Origin of the sequence: Blautia sp. SF-50, from assembly GCF_900101315.1 — a bacterium.
GTDB lineage: Bacteria > Bacillota > Clostridia > Lachnospirales > Lachnospiraceae > Blautia_A > Blautia_A fusiformis.
On sequence record NZ_FMUW01000030.1, the window covers coordinates 1 to 20,410 of the forward strand.

Annotated in this window: 19 protein-coding genes; 2 read left to right on the forward strand and 17 right to left on the reverse strand. The window is 46.5% G+C overall.

Features of this window, described 5'->3' with window-relative positions; genetic code table 11:
• Positions 1-322 precede the first annotated feature (322 nt).
• From BLP57_RS14335 to BLP57_RS14365, 7 genes are all read right to left on the reverse strand, one after another.
• A complete protein-coding gene (locus tag BLP57_RS14335; RefSeq protein WP_092072697.1) occupies positions 323-3,595 on the reverse strand; it encodes a SpaA isopeptide-forming pilin-related protein in 3,273 nt (1,090 codons plus the stop codon).
• Positions 3,592-4,815 carry a hypothetical protein gene (locus tag BLP57_RS14340; RefSeq protein WP_092072700.1) on the reverse strand — a complete coding sequence of 408 codons (1,224 nt, stop codon included), beginning with the start codon at positions 4,813-4,815 and terminating at the stop codon, positions 3,592-3,594. Before BLP57_RS14340 ends, BLP57_RS14335 begins: the two co-directional genes overlap by 4 nt.
• The gene (locus BLP57_RS14345; RefSeq protein ID WP_021650527.1) at positions 4,812-5,396 is read right to left on the reverse strand and encodes a hypothetical protein; all 585 of its coding nucleotides are present in this window, start codon (positions 5,394-5,396) and stop codon (positions 4,812-4,814) included. Before BLP57_RS14345 ends, BLP57_RS14340 begins: the two co-directional genes overlap by 4 nt.
• Entirely contained in the window at positions 5,393-6,040 is a 648-nt protein-coding gene (locus BLP57_RS14350; RefSeq protein WP_015524856.1) for a TasA family protein, read from the reverse strand. Before BLP57_RS14350 ends, BLP57_RS14345 begins: the two co-directional genes overlap by 4 nt.
• A gap of 2 nt (positions 6,041-6,042) precedes the next feature.
• Positions 6,043-6,639, reverse strand: a complete 597-nt coding sequence (locus BLP57_RS14355; protein WP_092072703.1) for a signal peptidase I — start codon at positions 6,637-6,639, stop codon at positions 6,043-6,045.
• A 365-nt stretch (positions 6,640-7,004) separates the two neighbouring features.
• Positions 7,005-7,898: a M14 family zinc carboxypeptidase gene (locus BLP57_RS14360; protein WP_092072706.1), complete on the reverse strand. Its 894-nt coding sequence runs from the start codon at positions 7,896-7,898 to the stop codon at positions 7,005-7,007.
• Positions 7,899-7,975: 77 nt separating this feature from the next.
• Positions 7,976-8,497 carry a hypothetical protein gene (locus BLP57_RS14365; protein WP_242872640.1) on the reverse strand — a complete coding sequence of 174 codons (522 nt, stop codon included), beginning with the start codon at positions 8,495-8,497 and terminating at the stop codon, positions 7,976-7,978.
• 161 nt (positions 8,498-8,658) lie between these two features.
• On the opposite strand from BLP57_RS14365, the gene BLP57_RS14370 reads away from it, so the two are divergent.
• The gene (locus tag BLP57_RS14370) at positions 8,659-9,501 is read left to right on the forward strand and encodes an ABC transporter ATP-binding protein (protein ID WP_021650530.1); all 843 of its coding nucleotides are present in this window, start codon (positions 8,659-8,661) and stop codon (positions 9,499-9,501) included.
• 54 nt (positions 9,502-9,555) lie between these two features.
• Entirely contained in the window at positions 9,556-10,287 is a 732-nt protein-coding gene (locus tag BLP57_RS14375; protein ID WP_021650531.1) for an ABC transporter permease, read from the forward strand.
• A 91-nt stretch (positions 10,288-10,378) separates the two neighbouring features.
• Here the strand turns inward: BLP57_RS14375 and BLP57_RS14380 are convergent, their stop codons facing one another.
• The 10 genes from BLP57_RS14380 to BLP57_RS14425 all read right to left on the reverse strand — a co-directional run bounded on the left by BLP57_RS14380 (position 10,379) and on the right by BLP57_RS14425 (position 20,375).
• Positions 10,379-13,204 (reverse strand): hypothetical protein, encoded by a 2,826-nt coding sequence (locus BLP57_RS14380; RefSeq protein WP_092072712.1) that lies wholly within the window; start codon positions 13,202-13,204, stop codon positions 10,379-10,381.
• A gap of 112 nt (positions 13,205-13,316) precedes the next feature.
• Positions 13,317-14,567 carry a glutamate-5-semialdehyde dehydrogenase gene (locus BLP57_RS14385; protein ID WP_092072715.1) on the reverse strand — a complete coding sequence of 417 codons (1,251 nt, stop codon included), beginning with the start codon at positions 14,565-14,567 and terminating at the stop codon, positions 13,317-13,319.
• A 43-nt stretch (positions 14,568-14,610) separates the two neighbouring features.
• On the reverse strand, positions 14,611-15,171 hold the full coding sequence (locus BLP57_RS14390; RefSeq protein WP_092072718.1) for a 5-formyltetrahydrofolate cyclo-ligase: 561 nt from the start codon (positions 15,169-15,171) through the stop codon (positions 14,611-14,613).
• The gene (locus BLP57_RS14395; RefSeq protein ID WP_044960849.1) at positions 15,149-15,370 is read right to left on the reverse strand and encodes a DUF896 domain-containing protein; all 222 of its coding nucleotides are present in this window, start codon (positions 15,368-15,370) and stop codon (positions 15,149-15,151) included. Before BLP57_RS14395 ends, BLP57_RS14390 begins: the two co-directional genes overlap by 23 nt.
• A gap of 16 nt (positions 15,371-15,386) precedes the next feature.
• Positions 15,387-16,250 carry a glutamate 5-kinase gene (proB, locus tag BLP57_RS14400; protein ID WP_044960851.1) on the reverse strand — a complete coding sequence of 288 codons (864 nt, stop codon included), beginning with the start codon at positions 16,248-16,250 and terminating at the stop codon, positions 15,387-15,389.
• A gap of 34 nt (positions 16,251-16,284) precedes the next feature.
• Positions 16,285-17,334, reverse strand: a complete 1,050-nt coding sequence (locus BLP57_RS14405) for a DUF3048 domain-containing protein (RefSeq protein WP_242872641.1) — start codon at positions 17,332-17,334, stop codon at positions 16,285-16,287.
• Between the two features lie 63 nt (positions 17,335-17,397).
• On the reverse strand, positions 17,398-17,892 hold the full coding sequence (gene ybeY / locus BLP57_RS14410; RefSeq protein ID WP_015524845.1) for an rRNA maturation RNase YbeY: 495 nt from the start codon (positions 17,890-17,892) through the stop codon (positions 17,398-17,400).
• Entirely contained in the window at positions 17,889-18,914 is a 1,026-nt protein-coding gene (locus tag BLP57_RS14415) for a PhoH family protein (protein ID WP_022426778.1), read from the reverse strand. Before BLP57_RS14415 ends, ybeY begins: the two co-directional genes overlap by 4 nt.
• Positions 18,907-20,112 carry a sporulation protein YqfD gene (locus tag BLP57_RS14420; RefSeq protein ID WP_092072720.1) on the reverse strand — a complete coding sequence of 402 codons (1,206 nt, stop codon included), beginning with the start codon at positions 20,110-20,112 and terminating at the stop codon, positions 18,907-18,909. Before BLP57_RS14420 ends, BLP57_RS14415 begins: the two co-directional genes overlap by 8 nt.
• Positions 20,112-20,375 carry a YabP/YqfC family sporulation protein gene (locus BLP57_RS14425; protein WP_092072723.1) on the reverse strand — a complete coding sequence of 88 codons (264 nt, stop codon included), beginning with the start codon at positions 20,373-20,375 and terminating at the stop codon, positions 20,112-20,114. The genes BLP57_RS14420 and BLP57_RS14425 overlap by 1 nt, the downstream gene beginning before the upstream one ends.
• Positions 20,376-20,410 lie beyond the last annotated feature (35 nt).

Sequence of the window (20,410 nt, forward strand, 5' to 3'; positions counted from 1 at the left end):
GGAGATATCTGTACCGTGGAAAGGTAAATGCCTTGGCAGAAAGTATCCTTTTAGCGATGGGGCGAAATATCAATAAACTTCATTGTAAGATTCAGACAGGAAGGACGGGAAGTCACCTTTTTGCATTAAAAAAGGCATAGATTTTGATAATTGAAAATAAAACAGTTTGAAATAAGGCATGCTGAAAGGGATGCTTAGGGACGAACTGCGCTTGTAAAGAATGGCATCAAAATGGTAATCAATTTCGATGCCATTTTGGCATAAAACGGGGCTGCCGCCCAGCAAAAATATTTGCTAATGCGACAGCCCCTCCTGCCTTTTTTCATGAAAATGATACGGGTATGGTATTTTTTATGCTGTCATTATGGGAATATCGGTCATATCTGGATTTTTCATTTACAAAGGTCAGCGATGCAGTTTTGTTTTCCGTTGTCAGAGCAGCCGTACCGGAAGCAATCTTCCGGGGATCTGTACCATATGCAGGTGCAGCGCCTTTTATGATGCGGACATTCTCTGTATTTGCCCGTACATCTTTCAGATAGTAGCGTAGTACCGGTTTTTCCCAGACCGTATACTGCCCCAGCGGGATATTCCTGAGAGTGACCGATAATGTTGCATAGCCATTTTTATCGGTTTCATAGCTTCCTCTAGTAAAGGTCACATAATCCTCATATCTGTGAGGATTTCCGGATAGATCCGTACCTTCTGCCACAAAGGAAAAGGTTGGATTTCCATGAGCCCAGGTAATATCCTCCTCTTTGATCTTTTTTATGATGGTGATATTTCCCAGCGGAAGTGTTACCGGAGTATTCTCTGCTTTCAGATCCACAGTATCCGTATCTGTATTTTCTTTTTTCTGGAAGATTACCTCCTTTTCGTATTTGCCTGTATAGTTTTCCGGATTTTTTGTTTCCACTACTTTGAACCTTCCCTGATTAGCATCTGTAAGCAGCAGCTCTTCCGTAGAGTACCATCCGGTTTCTACGTCAAATTTCAGGATGCTCTGCCCGCCCAGGTCATTTTGGTAAGTCTGCTTCCCTCTATTCCACTGAAGCACGGTAAATTCCGCATCTTCCAGAACTTCCCCGGTATAGATATCTGTTTTTCTCAGACGGATCACCCCTGTATATTCCTTTTCCTTTTCATTGACAACTTCAAAGGAAAGGCGTGCATCCTTGTCTGTGATATCTACCATTTCTTCCCAGCTTCCTGTATATCCGGGCGGAGTCTTTGTTTCCACGATCTTATATTTTCCCTCATTATCCGAGGTCTTTAAAAGTTCTCCGCTTACATAAAGTTCGCTGGAGCTGTCATAATCCAGAAGTGTTCCTTTTTCTTTATAGGCTTTTTTTGCTGCACTGTATTCATAAAGTGTAAATTCCGCACCTTTCAGGATCTCACCGGTTTTCGCATCGATCTTACGAACTTCAATCCTTCGTTTTTCAGTCTGGTAGTTCACTGCTTCAAACAGAAATTCCTGCTTTTCTCCCGGCTTATCCAGCGTAAAATTCTTCTGCCAGTTTCCGGTGTAATTGGGAGGAGATTTTGTCTCACGCACACGGAATTTTCCCTGATTGTCTTCGGTATAATTAAATTTCCCGGAGTTATAGGTACGCTTCTGTCCATCATAAGTCAGTTTTTTTAAGGTTACGTAGGCTTTGCTTTTTTTACTCCACTGATACAGGGTGAATTCAGCTCCTGCCAGTGGATCGCCGGTATTTCCGTCTTTCTTTCTGATGGATACTGTTCCGCTGATATCCATGATATCCGTTACGCTGACGGTTGTCGTCTTTCCGCCGGTTACTGTAACATTTTTGATAGCGGTGTTCAGTTTATAGCCTGCAGCGGCTTTCGTTTCTTTCACATAGTATTTTCCCGGAACCAGTTTTGAAAAAAGGATCTCTCCACTGGCATTTGTTGTTCCGGTTGAAACCTTCTGATCCTTACTGTACATAGTCCGGTATCCGGAGGTCAGAGCTTCTGCTGCAAACAGTCCGTACTGCGCTCCCTGGATCAGTTTCCCCGTGTTGGGTTCCTTCTTGACCAGCTTTGCATTGCCGTAAACCGATGGCTTTACTGAAAAGGAAAAGCTTCCTCTTGTTCCCTGGTATACGTAAGCGCCAAAATCCTGTACTCCATCTTTTCCTGCCTGGGCACTTCCGTCAACCAGGATATAGGAAACCGGCTGAAGTAGCATTTTGCAGGAAAACTTCTTTGTTGCAGATGCATTTAACGGAAAGATCAGAAAAAAATATGCCCCATCCTTAAGGCTCAGGCTTGTCCCCGACATCATTTTGGGATTAGTTTTCTGTGAATTATAATCCGCTGCGCTCGTCCAGTAGGCCAGCTGCCATTTTTCTGTGGCTCCTCTTGTTATGGTGATCCCGTTCCCTGCTTTTGCTCCATCTGTTACTTTCATAAGAGTACTCATCTGAAATCCGTCCTTCATACTGTCAGGAACAAAGGGAAAACCTGCAGGTCTGCTTCGGAATACACTTAACGGGATCGTCTTTCCGGATGCTGCTGCCCAGGAACCGTCTTCGGAAACATAAACGGCAGCTTTGTTTCTTGCAGGGATCGTCAATGTCTGGATCTTATCGATCAGACGGTTTATTCCTGTATGTTCTACTTCTGCTGCTGTGGCATATCCACAGTCATTAAAATATACCTTTGACAGCGCAATATGAGTAAATACATAACGGTTCTGCCATTTTGACCAGTCTATGTGACTGCAGGAGGGGTCATATCCGGTCCCCAGATCCCCCGGTCCTCCGTAACCAAAGTACAAAAGCTTCTGGATCACAGAATTAGTCAGTGCTTTTACTGCCTCATTCTTCAGCGTCATACTGTCTAGTCCATCCTGAGTTGCTTTCAGGCAATACAGAGGTGAAACCTTTTCCTCTCCTGTATCATCGATATAATGTACAGAACGATACGTACATCCCATACGGGTTTTATTTCCGGAACCAAGAAAATCATTGGCAGCTGTCCAGATCTCATCGCAGTAAACCCTGGTCCAGCTGTCCAGATAATACTGGGACGGGGAAAGTGCTGTAGCTACGATAGCATCCTCTCCTTCTGAGATTACTTCCGCACTGCCAGCTTCCCGGAACTCCCCGGGAAGTGCTGCAGAAAGAGCAATGATCTCTCCGTTTTCGATATCCTGGATCAGTTCCTGATCCTCTTCACTTTCTCCTGTAAGGATTTCCGCGTTTTCTTCCGTGAATACAGTAAATCCCGGATCCTCTGTCTGCTCCGGTATCTCTGTCAGAGCTATATTTTCTCCTTCTTTTGAAACAGCTTCCGGTTCGATTAGCTCATCACTGTCCGTATTTTCAGTATTATCTTTACCTTCTTCAAAAGCTTCCTCCACCGTTTCCGGTTCAGGCAAGGCTGTCGGAACCGGCATCTCAGCCTCCCCGGGCTGATCTGTTACCGGAATATCCGGGGCCTCCTCTTCTTCCTCCGGTTCTGTCTGTTCCTGCTGCGGATCTGCTGATACCGAACTCATATCTGCTGCAGGACTGGCCGAAACCACAAGAGAAGAAGCTGTGATCATCAATGCCATCCATGCACCGATCATTCTTCTTTTCAATTTTTTCGTCCTCCTTTCCATAGCGTCAGACTGCAGGTAAGCAGCGCCATACCAGCCATCAGTGCAAACAGGATCACAGGAGATTCATCTCCGGTCTTCACTGGTGTTGTCCTTACCGAAGAACTGTTATTTCCGGAAGCTCTTTCTGTGGCTTCTTTCCTGTCATTCCGGCGTGGGACGGAACTGGTTTCCGCCGTCTCCTGATCCTCTTCCACGGAAAAGATCCATTTCACATCTGCTGCCCGAAGAGCATATAAATTATCCAGCTCTGCCGGAACCGTAACCTCAAATCTCATGTTTCCTTTTTCTCCGCTGGAAAATTCCCCCAGGGACACGGCCTTATTGAGAGACACAGCCAGAAGATCCCCGGAATACAGCTTTTTATCATTCATGGTGATCACCAGCTTCAGCTTTTTCAGAAATTCCTGATCTTTTACCGATTTACATTCCGGTGATGTGCGGAAGAAGATCTCTGCTGCATGCTCCGTTGTATTACGAATCTCTACAGAATCATAAAAAACATCTCCCGGCATTGCCGTGGAAAATCCGGAAAAAAAGTCTTCCGGAGCCGCGATCAGTTTGTGCGCATTTCCTTCAAACTCCACCTTCAGATCCACCGGACTTTTTTTCTGAACCACAAGACCATCGGTATCGTGGATACATCTTAAGATCTTCTGATTTCCCCAGGGTGACATGGCACGGAAATCCGGTGCAAAATTTGCCGCCTGGACAGCATCCGCCACGATGGTGATCCCCAGCTTCTTATCCTGGTAGGATTCATCCCATTGGGATGGTACAGTCACACCGGTAAAAATATCCACGCTGTCTCCCTGTTCCAGCTTCCTGGTATAATAAAAATACTCTCCCTTCCGGATCCATCTCGGTGACATTCCTGTAAGATTCCTGTCATCCAGACCATCCAACCCTTCCAGATCATCTGTATAAGAGATCTTCACCCTTACCCAGCATGGCTCTGAGTGATTGGTGATCCTGGGGATCTTGGATATCTCATCTCCCGGAAGAACGATCCGGCGATCTTGATATTTCATTTCTCGGCCGTCCTTTTTTTCCAGTTCCCGAAGAGAAATATTGATATCTCCCACTGATATGTGATTGGTCACTGTCACGGAATCTGAAAATCTGGCATAAGCAGCCGTGCACGCCAGGATACTGCCTGCTACAACAGCACCTGCCAGCAGGGCTTTAAGATGTTTTTTCAAGCATTCCCCCTCCTTTCTGCCTGAGCAGAAACCGGATCTGAAAAATACCTCCACGCACTTTCATAATCTGAAAATCCTTCTGCCTGTACAGCTTCCTCATAAACATTGATCTCAAAATCCTTAATGCTGTCCCTATAAGTATCATCGATCTTTTGGGGATCGATCTGAAATCCGGTACACAGAGGAGTTGTTTTTTCACCCTCGGATATTTTTTTCCGGTAGTAATAATAGCCGTCCTGACTGTTATACACCCAGTTTGCCGTATCCAGACCTGTTAATTTCACGCCTCTGCCTATATCGTCATTGGAGTAGGAAAGGGACATCCTCACATAGCAGTCTGCCTGGAACCCTTTCACACTGCCGGAAAAATTTCCGATCCGGATCTCTTTTCTGTAGGACGGACCATTCTCCATAGGCGTAGGTGTAGGATCCGGAAAATCTTCCTCGATCTCCGTTGTCACATACCCCACTGCAGCAGAATTTATCTTTTTTTCGAAGTCTGAAAAATACGCCGCAGTCCCTGTTGCGCACAGGAGCCCTGTTGTCAGGAGAAGGAAAACGGGTCTTTTTAATTTATTCATTTCGTGACACCACCGGCCTGTCCTTTATTCTGATTTACATATTTCTGGTAAGCAGCAGTTGCCTGCTCCAGAACCGTAGTCTTGTCATCCCCGGTATTGGTAGCCTGGATCGCATAAGCCCGTACCGGCATATCAATCTGCTGTGTATCCAGCTGACCTTCGATGATATTGGCAAAGGTTACTGTATCAAAAAGAGTTGTAGTCTTTGTTCCCGGCTTCAGGATGTGGTTATATGCATAGGTGTAGACCATATTCTGCCCCACTTCGGTCCGCTCCAGCTGTGTCCAGTCCTTGTTTTTGGTGAAGCTGAACAGCTCTGTTTTTGCAAGCGCATTCCTGGTACCATCCTTGGCTACCGTGATCACATTTCGGACCGGAACAGAAACTTCCAGATAGACAAATGCTTCATTTACTCCTTTATTTGCTACATAGGGGTCCTTCCGGATCACCTGAGTAGGAACCAGATCTGTATTGTCCTCCGGTTTCCAGTTAGGCTCATCCAGGTCGATATCCACTTTTCCTACGGTAAAGCTATTGGTTGCCGTTTCAAAATCCGTGAGATATGCAGCTGTTCCTCCGGCTGCCAGTGCAGTGATCACAGCAGCAAGTGCAATTCCTTTTACCAGTTTTCTGTTTTTCATCATGATTAAATTCCTCCCTGTATTTTTTTCTTTTTTGGGGTATATGCCAGATCAAAGAGTACTGACAGACATGCCGCTATGCAAACTGCGGCAAAAGGGATCCGGGCTTTCAGAAAATGGATCACGTAGCCCAGATAAGGCAGGTGAAAGACTACCCGCCCGATGATCTGTGACGCCTCTGCGGGAACAGGATCTTCTGTCTTGTTGGCGTCACCTTTTGTAATAAAGATATCCTTTTCTTTTTTAACCACTCTGTGGGTAACAACGGTATCTCCGTTATGAAAAGTAATGATATCTCCCTTTTTCGGAGAAAACTCTCCTTCCTTTGTAAAAACCACAGCTCCGGTTGGGATCTCAGGTTCCATGGATCCGGAATAGACCACATAGGGCCGGATCCCGAAAAGTCCAGGAATAAGAAGCACCAATGCCATCACCAGCATCAGTCCCAGAACTGTGTTGCCGATACATCGAAAAAATATTTTCATTCCTGTATTCTGTTCTACATACGATATTTGATGATCACTTCCCTCTGCAGGGAAAGAAACAGTGTTCGGATACCAGGAAAATTCCGGCGGAGACCTGCCCCACATAAATTGAGCCATAAAAAAGTCCTCCCTGTATAGCAGTCAATATGGCAATTCGCAACATGCTCCCATCACTTAAACTCACAGATTTTGAAGCGAGGACAAGCATGATCAAAATAATAATACAGCAAAAATACTGAATGGAAATTATTCGAGCAGATATGCTCAGATGTGCAGTTCCTCTCATTACTTACAGAGGTGAAGGATTCCTGCGACATTTGTTAAAAAAGATTTGTTTCAGATGATGTTATTATAGGGTCCGCAGATCCGGAAGTCAATCAAATTCGTCCGACAGGATTCGACACTGGTTTCTCAGCGGGTATGTCTGTCACCCTATTTTTCATAAGCTGACAGACCCTGCATCCGTGCAACGCCAGATTTTTTTACAGCTGTACCAGAGAGTAAATATATTCCAATGGAAGCAGCATCAGATCACGGATTTCCCGTTCTTCCTCTTCTTTATTTCCGGAATTTACCGGCAATTCGATCCGGAAAGCCGGCTGGCGGATCATTTCTCCGTAATACTGTTCCGCCCTACCTGTGCTCCTTCGCCCGTTCTGCGCTTCTCGTTCTATTGCCAGCTGCTCCAGCTTTCCCCTGGTACATTTTTTCAGGTGGCGTGCAAGACGGTAGCATCTCTGACCAGTGGAAAAATTCTGATCCCGCCGATAATAAACCACCTTTTTTCCATATCCGCAGAAAACCAGCAGGCCACGTCCTCCGTATTCCTGAAAGATCCGGATCAGTGCACGTGTCTCATTTTCACTGGCAGGCTGCTGATGAATCTTTTTTCTGCTGCAGAAGGTAGTAGGAAAATTCCGTGCAGTATCCATTCCTCTTGCATTCCCCTCGAATTCATCGCAGGGAACATCCTGCATTTTCAGCATTTGACGGAAAATGGGATTTCGCACAGTATTGTAGCCCTTCCGGCAGATCTCATATCCATCCGGATTGACCACCGGTATGATACAAAGCCTGGTCTGATCCAGGAGCTTTTTTACCTCATAAAGCTCGTCCACGGTCCAGTTGCATTCATATATTCTGCAAAGCTCCAGTGCCACCCTGGTAAGCCTGTCCGTCATCTGTCCATCCGTTCCGGAAAAACCGGCCACACAGAAAATACAGGCATCTCCCTGTCCGATCTCCAGCATAGGGATCATCCGGTCATCGTGGCTTTTTCCGATCACCCGAAACTGCGTAAAGCTGCTGTAACGCCTGGCTGCCTCCCACAGTGAATAATAAATTGCTTCGTAGGTTTTATCCTGTACTGTATCCATGATGTTCCCTTCCTTCCGTCTTTATACATGTTCATTATTATATATATTATGCGAAAGAGCATAAAAAAAGAACCGGTTTAACACCGATTCCTTTTGTTTACAAAATAATTCAGGATACCGCCGCCGATGATGATCACCAGCGCAACTGTAACCACTCTTTTCGCTGCCTCCTGAGGAAGCTGGCCCTTGGAGCCAATAGAAGCCTCATAAAAGGTCAGCGTATAATCGATCTCATGCGGGGCGCCCATGGCCAGTGTATCTGCGATCACTTCCATCTTATCATCCAGGGCAGTTACCGGGACAGTAAAAACAGAATTTCTGCCTTCCTCGCTCTCATTGAGATATTTTTCCCCATCTACGATCATATAATCATAGTTGGAGCTGCTCCACTGGAGCCGTGCATACATCTTCCCCTCTTTTACCAGCATCAATGTGGGGGAAGAAACACTGGCCTTTCCACTTCCGCCTTCCAGCTCCACCTGTATGGAATATTCTCCGTCCTCCAGATCTGTCTTCACTGCGTTCTCTCCACCTGCAGCCAGAACCTGTATCGGGCATAGCAACAGCATAGTCAGAAGAAGCAGCATTATTGTTCTCATCCTGTGTTTCATGGTTTTCTCTCCGTTTTCTGTTTTTCCTTCGTATCACTATAGCACAATGCCCCTTTTCTGTAAAGAACATCTCAGAATTGTTGAAATGTCTCTTCTTTTCCAGTATAATAGAGTGAAATTTGCATACAAACGAAAGGAAATGAACAGAGATGATCGAAACAAAAAATCTCACAAAAAAATTTGACAGTTTTACTGCTGTGGATTCTCTGGATCTTCGCATAGAAACCGGCGAATTTTTCGGTCTGCTGGGACCCAACGGTGCCGGAAAGACCACCACGATCAGTCTGCTTTCCACTCTGCTCCTGCCCACAGAGGGCGAAATCCTCATTGACGGGCAGACACTTGGACGCAACCGACCGGATCTGAAGCGCAAGATTAGCGTGATCACGCAGGAATATTCCATGCGCCAGGATATGAACATGGACGAGATCATGGAATATCAGGGCCGTCTTTATTTCATGCCACGAAAAGAGATCAAACGGAAAACTGAAGAGCTTCTGGATTTCTGTGGACTTCTTCCCTTCCGCAAGCGGACTGTAAGGAAGCTTTCCGGTGGTATGAAACGAAAGCTTATGGTATGCCGGGCACTTCTCACAAGTCCGGAGATCCTTCTTCTGGACGAGCCCACTGCAGGCATGGACGCGCTATCCAGACGACAAATGTGGAATCTTCTCCGTCAGCTGAACGGAAAAAATCTGACCATTCTTCTGACAACCCACTATATGGAAGAGGCACAGTCTCTCTGCAACCGGGTAGCACTTATGGATCACGGAAAACTAGAGGAGATCAATACTCCATCGGGCCTGATCGACGGACTGGGCAAATACACCGTAGATCAGGAAACACCGGAAGGGGCAAAAAGCCACTACTTCCACAGTCGGGAAGAAGCCATCTCTTTTCTGTCCTCTCTGGACGGACAGTGCACCCTTCGCGAGACAACTCTGGAGGATGTTTTTGTGGAGCGCGCAGGCAGGCATCTGATGCAGCGATAAGCCGGCGTCAGCCACAGTTATCTTATAATTTAATAGAATGGACGATGAATTATCATGGGAATACTTACTATTTTATGGGAAAAATGGGTGGAGTTCCGAAGGGATTTCTATAAGATCACGCTGGCGGCCATGATCGCGCCGCTGATGTATCTGATTGTTTTTGGAATGGGGATTCAGACCTCCTCACACGGAGAGCCTTATCTGAATTTCCTGATCCCTGGTGTAGTTTCACTGACTACAATGAACGGAAGCTTTAATGCTATCGCACAGAATCTGAATGTACAGCGTCTTTACGAGAAAGCCTTTGACCAGGTTATGATATCTCCGACACCTCTGTGGCAGTTTATTGCCGGACAGATCATCGGAGGCAGTCTCCGCGGGCTTTATGCAGGAGGGATCATCCTTCTTCTGACCATGCCGATCGGAACCGGTCTTGTGTTCAACGGATGGTCATTGCTGGTGATGTTCCTCAACGGTGCTGTATTTTCAGCCATCGGTGTTGTGGTTTCTTTCCTTGCCAAAAACCATGCGGATGTACCTCGTTTTTCCAATTATATCATTATGCCAATGGCTTTTTTGTGCAACACCTTCTTCTCTACAGAGAAGATCCCGGGCTTTCTTGGGAATTTTGTAGCTGCTCTTCCACTGTCACAGACCAGTCATCTGATCCGTACCATTGCTTCCGGCGGTGGAGTCAATTACCTCAGTGTCCTGATCCTGACAGTCTATCTAATTGCATTCAGCATTGCAGCTTCCTGGTTTATCTATAAGAAAAAAAATCTGTAAATTTATCTTTACAAAAAAATCACCGGCTTTCCTGTTCTTTCGGAAAACCGGTGATTTTTTTATTTGTTATGCTATTTTGGCTATTGTGCGTTTAGATGTTCTTTTTTCTTCTTCTCACGATCACATATCCACCTGCAAGAAGGGATGCCACTGCCAGTGCGGACATAGTTCCGATCGGTGAGTTATCGGCTGTTGATACTGCATTCTTAGATCTGGTTCCGTTGCCTCCGTTGGAGGATGTTGCAGATGCCTCTCCTGTTATGGTTGCATCCGGATCAGAACCTGTCTGGCCGCCGGTACCGTATGTACCGTCTGCTCCTGGAGTTCCGGTCAGTTTTGCAGATTTGAACTGATATACTGCGGATTCAATGGCGTCTGTCACCTGCCACTGACCACCGGTGTAAATGTATTTCTGAAAGAATACATACAGGTTGTATGTAGCGTCTTTGTTGATTCCCGTGGTGGAACCAATCTTCCATGCTGTACGAATCTGAACCTTACCTTTATTCGGGTCTGTATTTGGATTGGCAACGGTACTCCAGTAAACCGGAACCCACTTCACATCACCCTCATTTGGATCCTGATTGGTTGTTCCTGCACCGATTACAGTAAATGGATAGAACTGATTCGGATAGAACTGAATTGCCTCATCCAGTCCCTGTACTATACTCTCTTTTACATCCGGGATGTATGCATTCGGTGTGTCAGTCGGAGTTGGATCTGCAACTTTCGGACGGCTTTTCTCCGGTAAAGAAATCTTAAATGTATCTTTTGTTTTTACATGACCATTGATTGTTGGTTGCAGCAGCATAGCTTTTCCTTTGGAATCTTTTGCTGTAATATATACTTCTATCTCTTTGTCCGGAAGGTTATTTAATTCGATATTAAATGCTTTATCTGCTTTGATATTAACTTTACCACTTCCACCGTTTTCGCTGGATCCCTTGACCTTCCAGGTATAATTACAGATACCATCTGCACCAATGACACAGGTAACGGTTGCAGAAAAATGATCGCGCCAGCTGAAGCCAGTCCAACGAAGAGAGGCTTTAGTCTGGTTTGACGGAGTTGGGGTCGGGGTCGGACGCTTGGACTGATCCAGTGCAATCTGTTTCATATTGCTGACTCCTGCACTGTTTTTTACAACTACATATACATCGTAGCTTGTCTTTGCATTAAGTTTGGAAAGCTTGATCTGTGTTTCTGTTTTAGCAGCAATCTTTTTGCCCGCTTTGCTTGTATCAATATCAGATTTGGAAACCTTTGTTCCGTGTTTCACCAGTTTATAATAGTACTGACCTTCTTTGTCAGAAGTGATCGTTACAACTGCCTCTGAAATGCTGTTCCATTTTTTGAAGGAAGCTTTTGTAATCGTTGGTGCAGCTGCTACCGGTTTCGGATCTTCTGCCTGTTTTACATTAAAAGTCTGTTTCTCAGCTGCACCTACAAATCCGTCTTTTGTCTCTACCCAGACATAGAGATCAATGGACTTATCTGTAATGCCTGAAATATCAAAAGAAGTTTCCTGATTTGCTTCAATTTCAACACCACGTTTAACAGCGGATTTATCAAATTTAGGAGCATCTGCATCTTTCTTAACATATTCATAAAAATATGTACCGGCCTTATCAGATTCGATTTTTACAGAAACTGTATTCTCTTTCTCGCTCTTCTGATCTGTAACCCTAACAACCGGTATCTTGGAAACAAGCTTGCCTGAGGTGGTATCTACTGCATAACTCTGGTCGCCCTCATAGCTCATTGCATTAACTGCTTTTTCAAATGCAGTTGCATCTAAAGATTCAGGTTTCTGGAAAACTGTATAGTCAACTGCCGGATTCTCTACGGAATATCCAACATTCTGGTTCTCAAATGCACCAGCAATGATGATACTTCCAGCACTCTGATCCTGCCGTCCTAATACGATATTGGATTTTACGCTCTTTTCTGCGCTTGTATAGTTCTCGATGATCTTTGGTTCGTCATCAGACGCACCCTCACCTTTTTTAAGTGAAACTGTACCTGTGCTGTAAACAGCTCCACCTGCAGATACGTTGTCTTTGATCTCTCCACCGGTAATGATAAGTTTACCACTGTTCTTTATTGCCGCACCTGCAGATGTGGATGAATTATTAGCAAGAGTAACACCTGTAGTCATTACAAATTTTGCATTTGCATCTACAGAAATAATAGAACCCTCTGCCTGTGTTCCATCAGCTTTAGCTCCATCGATAAGAAGTTTACCAATTGTTGTGGTGCCATCTCCGTCATTCTTGGTCATGGACAAAATACTACCAGGGCTTACTTTAAACATATCACCGGTTACTGCTCCACGACTGACTGTGGTTTCACTTCCCTGCACACTGAAAATTGCAATATTCTTATTCTCAGGAACCGTAATCGGCTCTGTAAGAGCAAAGGATTCACTGATCAGGATCTTATAAGACGAAGCATAAAGATTCTCTTCCGTATCATCAATAGAACCTGTAAAATCCGGAGCCCCTTTAATCGCATTCTTAAGATCTTCTGCTGTCTTTACAACGGCATTTGCTGCTTCTGCAGTTGTTTCCGTCTGCTCCTGCTGCGCCTCTTCCGCCTGTGCCTGGGCTGCTACCTGGGCCTCTGCTTCCGCCTGGGCCTGGGCTGCTGCCTGTGCTTCGGCCTCCGCCTGGGCCTGGGCTTCTGCCTCTGCCTGAGCCGCTGCCTGGGCTGCTGCTTCTGCCTGGGCGTCGGCTTCACTCTGTGACTGGTCATCCACAGCTGCTCCGTCATCTGGTGTTTCTGTATTCTCGTCTGCAGTCGGTGCTTCTGCCTCTGTTACCGCTCCGGTATCTTCAGCGGCAAACGCTGCGGCAGGTGCCATTCCAACAGTCATGGAACCTGCAAGCAGGACTGCAAAAAGCTGCTTTTTTTTCATTTATAAGTCCTCCTGTTATGAGTTAGTCTGTTTAAATCCAATTACAAAAAAGTATAGCACAACGCTTCAAAAAAGTAAAGCGGACCAAAGAATCCGCTTTACTGTATCTGTCTTACGGACGTACCTGTCCATTACCATAAATGATATACTTGGTGGTGGTCAGTGCAAGGAGTCCCATTGGGCCTCTTGCATGGAGCTTCTGGGTGCTGATCCCGATCTCCGCACCGAATCCAAACTCATTTCCATCGGTGAATCTGGTAGAAGCGTTCACATAAACTGCCGCTGCATCTACCTCATCCAGGAATTTCTGGGCATGGGTGTAATCATTGGTAATGATGGCCTCCGAATGCTTTGTATTATATTTATTGATATGTGCAATGGCTTCCTCCACGGAATCCACTACCTTTACAGAAAGGATATAGTCAAGATATTCCGTTCCCCAGTCCTCTTCTGTTGCAGGAACTGCTCCCGGCATCAGAGCCTTTGCCGCTTCATCTGCACGGACCTCCACATGCTTCTCCTTAAGGCGTCCGGCCAGTACCGGCAGGAAATCGTCCTTCACCTTACGGTTTACAAGAAGGGACTCGCATGCATTGCATACACCCACACGCTGGGTCTTTGCATTGATCACGATATCCGCTGCCATCTGAAGATCTGCAGTCTCGTCCACATAGATATGGCAATTTCCGGTTCCGGTCTCGATGACAGGGATCGTACTCTGGTTTACCACTGCTTTGATTAGTCCTCTTCCGCCACGTGGGATCAGTACATCCACATACCGGTTCAGCTTCATAAATTCCGCAGCCGTTTCTCTGGAGGTATCCTGAATCAGCTGGATAGCATCCTCGATAATGCCGCAGGCTTTTAATGCCTCACGGATACAGTTGACAATGGCAGTATTGGAATGAATTGCGTCGCTTCCCCCCTTCAGGATCACAACATTTCCGGTTTTGAAGCAGAGACCGAATGCATCTGAGGTAACATTGGGACGTGCTTCGTAAATGATGCCGATCACACCTAAGGGAACACGTTTCTGTCCGATCAGAAGTCCGTTGGGACGTTTTTTCATACCGGTAACTTCCCCGATGGGATCTTCAAGACCGGTAAGCTGACGAAGTCCGTCTGCCATTCCTTCGATCCGCTCCGGTGTCAGCATCAAACGGTCGATCAGTCCTTCCGGCATCTGATTCTTTTTGCCGTTTTCCACATCCAGGGCATTGGCCTTCAGGATCTCATCGGTATGAGCGACAAGAGCCTTTGCCACAGCTTCCAGGGTTTTATTTTTGTCATTTGTGGAAAGATTTCGAAGGACTGTCTCCGCATCTTTCGCATTCTGTCCCAGTTTTTCAAGCATTTCATTCATTTCCAAATATTCCTGCCTTTCTTTCTGTCTTTACAGCAATATCTTACTGTGCATCGCGGTATATATTCTCTTCCGTCACAATGACCTGCGGACGGATATCCGTAGGCTCTGTGGGAACCTCCGGAAGGATCTGGAAGGAAAATCCTACTGCAACGCGGCAGACCTCCGGATGTTTTTCCAGAAAGCGGTCATAAAAACCGCCACCATAGCCTACCCGGTTGCAGTTCACGTCAAAAGCCACCCCGGGCATGACCATCATGGCTTCTTCCCAAGAAACCGTTTCTCCGTCTTCCTTTGGCTCAGGGATCCCGAAGTAGCCGGATTCCAGCTGACTGAAATCGGTCAGTCTGTAAAATACCATATCCTTTCCGAAAACCTTTGGCACTGCCACTTCCTTGCCGTCTTTCCAGGCTTGCTCGATGATATAGCGTGTGATCACTTCATGGTTATAATCTGCGTATGCCATGATCCGTTCTGCATTCCGGTATTCCGGAAGCTGTGTCAGGGCCTCTGTGATCCGGAGACTGTTTTCCCGGATCCAGGCATCGGTATGTTCTTTTCTGGCTTTGAAGACCTTTTTTCTAATTTCCTTTTTTTCTTCCATATTTTTCTCCAAGATTGGTGATGCTGCCATCCTTTTCTTTGATATCGATGTTATTCAGATGCGCACGGAGATTTCCCTTCACTGCATCCAGATATTCTCTCCGAAGCTTCGCCTGTTCCACCTTTTCTTCCTCGGTAAGACCTACACTTTTCTGTTTATGTGCCAGTGCGTTGATCCTGTCGATCTTGATATTGTCCATCATAATGTTATTCTCCTTAAAGCAGTTTTTCGATATAATCAATGAGGAAGAATTCTTCCTTCTTGTTTCCTACAAATAATGTTCCGCAGCTCCTGCCTTCCACGATCCTGTGGATGTTGTGGAAGTCGTTTCCGTTGGCAATGACCATGTCCGCCCCTGCCGCAGTGGCGATGATCGCAGCGGTAAGCTTGGTTGCCATTCCCCCGGTACCGACATTGCTTCCTGTGGAGGATTTGCCAAGCTTACGCATATTGTCATCCATGTTTTCTACAATATCGATAAACTGTGCATCCGGATTGGAATTGGGATCGTCTGTAAAAAGACCGTCAATATCGGACATGAGGATCAGAAGATCCGCATCGATCAATGCAGCAACCACTGAGGAAAGGGTATCGTTGTCTCCGAATTTTACCAGGTTCTGGAATTCGTAGGAGGATACCGAGTCGTTCTCATTTACAATGGGGATCACCTTTTCTGCCAGAAGCTGCTGGAAGGTATTCTGGGCATTCCTGCGATTGGTATTGTTGACCATGGTATTCTTGGTCATCAGGATCTGTGCCACCATCTGATTGTATTCCCCGAAAAGCTTCTGATAAATGGTCATCAGCCTGGCCTGTCCCACAGCTGCACAGGCCTGCTTTTTCTCAAGCTCTGCTGGCTTTCCCTTCATACCCAGTGCAGCTGCACCTACCGCAATGGCTCCGGAGGATACCAGCACTACGTCTTTCCCCTGATTGTGAAGGTCGCTGAGCTCTCTGGCCAGGATCTCCAGCTTACGGAAATCCAGTCTTCCTGTTTCTGCGTGGATCAGTGATGATGATCCGATCTTGATAACGATGCGTTTCTTGTCTTTCAGTCGTTCCCTGTAATTTGCGTTCATGTTTTTTGTTTCTCCTGATACCTGTATATTAGTCTTACTGATAAGTAACGGAATCAATCCTGTCATTTTGTACGATCTCCACCCAGGTAGTACCCTGATTCAGGCGGATCTCCTGTTCATTTCCGTCGTAATAATGCGTGATCCCCCATGGAGAATCCTTCTCCCAGCGGATATCAATGGCTCTGCCTCTGGTAATAAACTTGCCCTCTCCGCCGGAAATGGCATCAATATTCAGATAGCCGTTTCCATCGTAGGCCGGGCAGGATGAATACTGAAGGATGATATTGTCGCAGGTAAGCGGTTCATTATCCAGCTGATCCACATGTTCCTTGCCAAACTGGAATCTCTTATATTCCTTTGTCTCCTCATCGTATTCATACCAGGGATGATTGTCAGTAAAATTATCCAGCTTCACAAGGCTGGCTGTGATCCCATCCGGTACAGTTTCTGTACCATCTTCTGCAAAAAGATAATGTCCGGTATATTCTTCTTTATATTCCTGACTGTATCCCATAGCATCTATACCTGCCTGAAGGTGGCTGGCATCTGTATAGGCATTGTGAGGTGCCTTCCTGTCTGTTGTGCGGAAAAAAGCCAGCTTGCCGATCTGGATCCCGTTAAGGTTATCGATCACATGCTGCTCCAGATAAGGCAGTGCATAGGCAGCCTGTCCGTAGTGGGCATAGATCGCATTAAATTCGTTGGCATAAAAGAGATAATAGTCACGGCAGCTGCGAACGGAACCGATCCGTTCCAGCTCATCGTAATCTTCGAGAATGCCCATAAGACGGGTAATATTACCTTCCACCGGCGCTTCGTAGACAACACCGGCATGTCCGATACCACTCTGGGGAGCTCCGACACTGTTGTTGCCCATCATCACGGCAACCGGTCTTCTCCGTCCAATACTCTCCGGAACATTTTCGCCGGTAAGATAGCTCTTTACCTGGGTTTCTTCCTGCTTTTCCTCATTGGGGACAAAGCCTACCAGATCCTGCCCTGCTCCAAAAGCGGGAACAGTCTGGGCAATGCAGACGCATGCAGCTGTGATACCTGCCAGGATACCTGTCTTTTTCATTCTCATATATTACCTCCTTTTCTTAAAGCGGAAGAGTTTTCCGCTTAGCTTTTCCGTGGGACAGCCCGTCTAGCGGTTGATCCCCAGCTCCTTCAGTGCCGCTGCCTGCTTGGCTTCCATGACCTTTGCCTCATCCTCTGTCATATGATCATAGCCCAGAAGATGCAGCATACTGTGTGCCACCAGGAAACAGAATTCCCTTGTCACACTATGTCCGTATTCCTCTGCCTGGGCAAAAACCTTAGGCACGGAGATCATGATATCTCCAAGAAGGAGTTCATCACTGTCCAGATCAAAATAGGACTCATCCTCTTCCACAACGGAATAATCCGCCGGTGTCTCAAAGGGGATCATAGGAAATGACAGCACATCCGTAGGAGCCTGGATATTCCGGAATTCCGTATTTACCCTCTTGATCTCCTCGTTGTCTGTCAGGACAAGATTGACCTGTCCGTCATAGGGACATTTTTCCATTTCAAGAACCTTGTCCGCAACCTGGGATGCAAGGGCAGCATAGTCAATGCCTAACTCCTGATCTGTCTCATATTCGATATTTATGGTCATCTTCTGTACTCCTTATTTTTTACAGCATACCTGTCATCCTTCCTGGATTTGGCAGGCTTCTGTTTTTTTTCATAATCGTCATAGGCCTGTACGATCTGCTGTACAAGTGGATGACGTACAACATCCTTGCTGGTCAGCTGACAGAATCCGATGTCATCGATCTTCTTCAGCACCTTCATCGCCACATCCAGACCGGACGTGGCGTCCCTGGGAAGGTCCTTCTGGGATGCATCTCCTGTGATGATCACCTTGGAACCGAAGCCGATCCTGGTCAGGAACATCTTCATCTGGGCAGGTGTGGTATTCTGTGCCTCATCCAGGATGATGAAGGCATTATCCAGTGTACGTCCCCTCATATAGGCAAGAGGGGCAACCTCGATGAGCCCCTTCTCCATGTTTTTGGCAAAGCTGTCTGCGCCCATGATCTGATACAATGCGTCATAAAGAGGACGCAGATAGGGATCGACCTTGCTCTGGAGATCGCCAGGAAGGAATCCCAGCTTCTCGCCTGCCTCAATGGCCGGTCTGGTAAGAATGATCCTGGAAACCTCCTCATTGCGAAAAGCAGTTACTGCCATAGCCATGGCAAGATAGGTTTTGCCGGTTCCGGCAGGTCCCACGCCGAACACGATCATCTTCTTACGGATCTGTTCCACATAGTCCTTCTGTCCGAGAGTCTTGGGCTTGATGGGTCTGCCCTGTATGGTATTACAGATAAAATCCTTGTCGATCTCCTCCATCACGGAGCCGATCTTCTCCATGGCAAGGGAAAGTGCGTAATTCACATTCTGCTGTGTGATGGTATTGCCTCTGCCCGCAAGTGTGTTCAGTTCCTCCACGATCGCCCTGGCCTGTGTGGCTCCCTCCTGGCTTCCCAGGATCTTAAGAGAACCGTCACGGAAGATCATGGTTACGTTCAGAGTACGTTCGATCAGCTTCAGATGCTCGTCAAACTGTCCGAAAATATTCGCCTGGCGGTCTGCCGGCACATCCACATATAATTCGATAATGCTGCTAGCCATCCTCTGGTGTCCTTTCTTTTGGCTGCGTCTTTTTTTCTGTGGGGGCTTCTCTTCCGGTCCGTTCAATGACGGTAAGAGTGCCTCTGCTGACGCAGTCCTGGTGATTTATTTCTATTTTAACATTATTTTCAGATATTTGAACCCCTTTTTCTATTAATTTTTCTTCATAGGCATAAAGCCTTTGTATGGCCTGTTTTTTTGCGACATCCTCTGTCAGCTGCTCTTTCTGTACTTCATACTTTCCGATCGCAGCGATCCCCAGGGTAACAGGAGAACGAAAAATCCCGATACTGAAAAGAGGTTCCCGGCTGACGAGGCGTTCCTCATTTTGTTTCAGAGGAGAGGAAAAGTCCAGAAACCAGTTTCCCAGCTGAAAAAAAAGCCTTGTTTTCTTTTTATCGGACCATACCTTTTTCTCTATGTCCAACGGAAAGGTATCGTAATAGGCAATGGTATGTCGGATGTAAATATCCGCATCTGCCTGAACATATGCATAGCGGATGACCTCCTGACTGTCATCGGTGATGTCCACGATCCCGGAAACCAGTTCCTGACCTTTTTTTATTTCATCCCCAGCCCTGACAAGAGGAGTTCCCTGCCGTGTGACCATGGAATCGATCACACCGTCCAGAGTTGAAAACAGACTGCATGCTCTTTCTTCCGGCTCTGCTTTTTCTCCGGCAGTTCCCTCCCGGATCTCAAAACGCAGGCCCGTTCCCGAAAATCCGGCAGACACCCAGGTGATCTCCGGAAATTCTCTTCGCAGGGAAGCTGCAAGTGCACTGCAGCTGATCTTTTTTCTGGATACTCCGAAACAGACCCCCTGCTCTTTCAGAAAGCTCATCAGCTGGGGAGTGGGATTTAAAATATTTCCCCGGATCTCAACGTTCCACACTCTGCCTGACAGAAAAAAAAGGAGGCAGAAAACTGCCAGAAACCCCACGGGGATCATTTTTCTTTTTTTACAGAAAAGCAGAAAAAACAAAGGTCCTCTTTTTTTCAGGATGTGAATATGTACCCCTGTTTTTCTCCGCAGTGGCGAGATCTGCAGAAAATCCGCTACTTTCATGGTGAGCTGAAGCTCCGTCTCGCCGGTGCGGATGATCCTTTTCAGATCCATTTCCCTGCCTCTGCACAGATTCACAAACCGCTGGCACTGCTGCCCCTTGACAGAAACCCGCACAAAACCTGGGACCATTACTTATTTCCCTCCTCCAGCGTAATGCTTTCGATCTGCCCGCGGATACATAGTTCAAGGGTTGTGTAGAAGGGGATCACAAGGTTTTTCCCACGGATCACAAGTCTGCCGGAAGGTGTCAGTATCAGGATCTCCTCCCTTGTATAGCTCTGGATATTCCGGTAATTTTCGATCACTGCCCGGCGTTTTCCCGTAAGTATCACCTGCACCTCCCGAAATGCCGGTTCCCCGGGAAGCTCCAGAAAAGCTGACATTTTTCTCATTAAAAAAATCCTCCGGCTTTTATCATTAATCTATG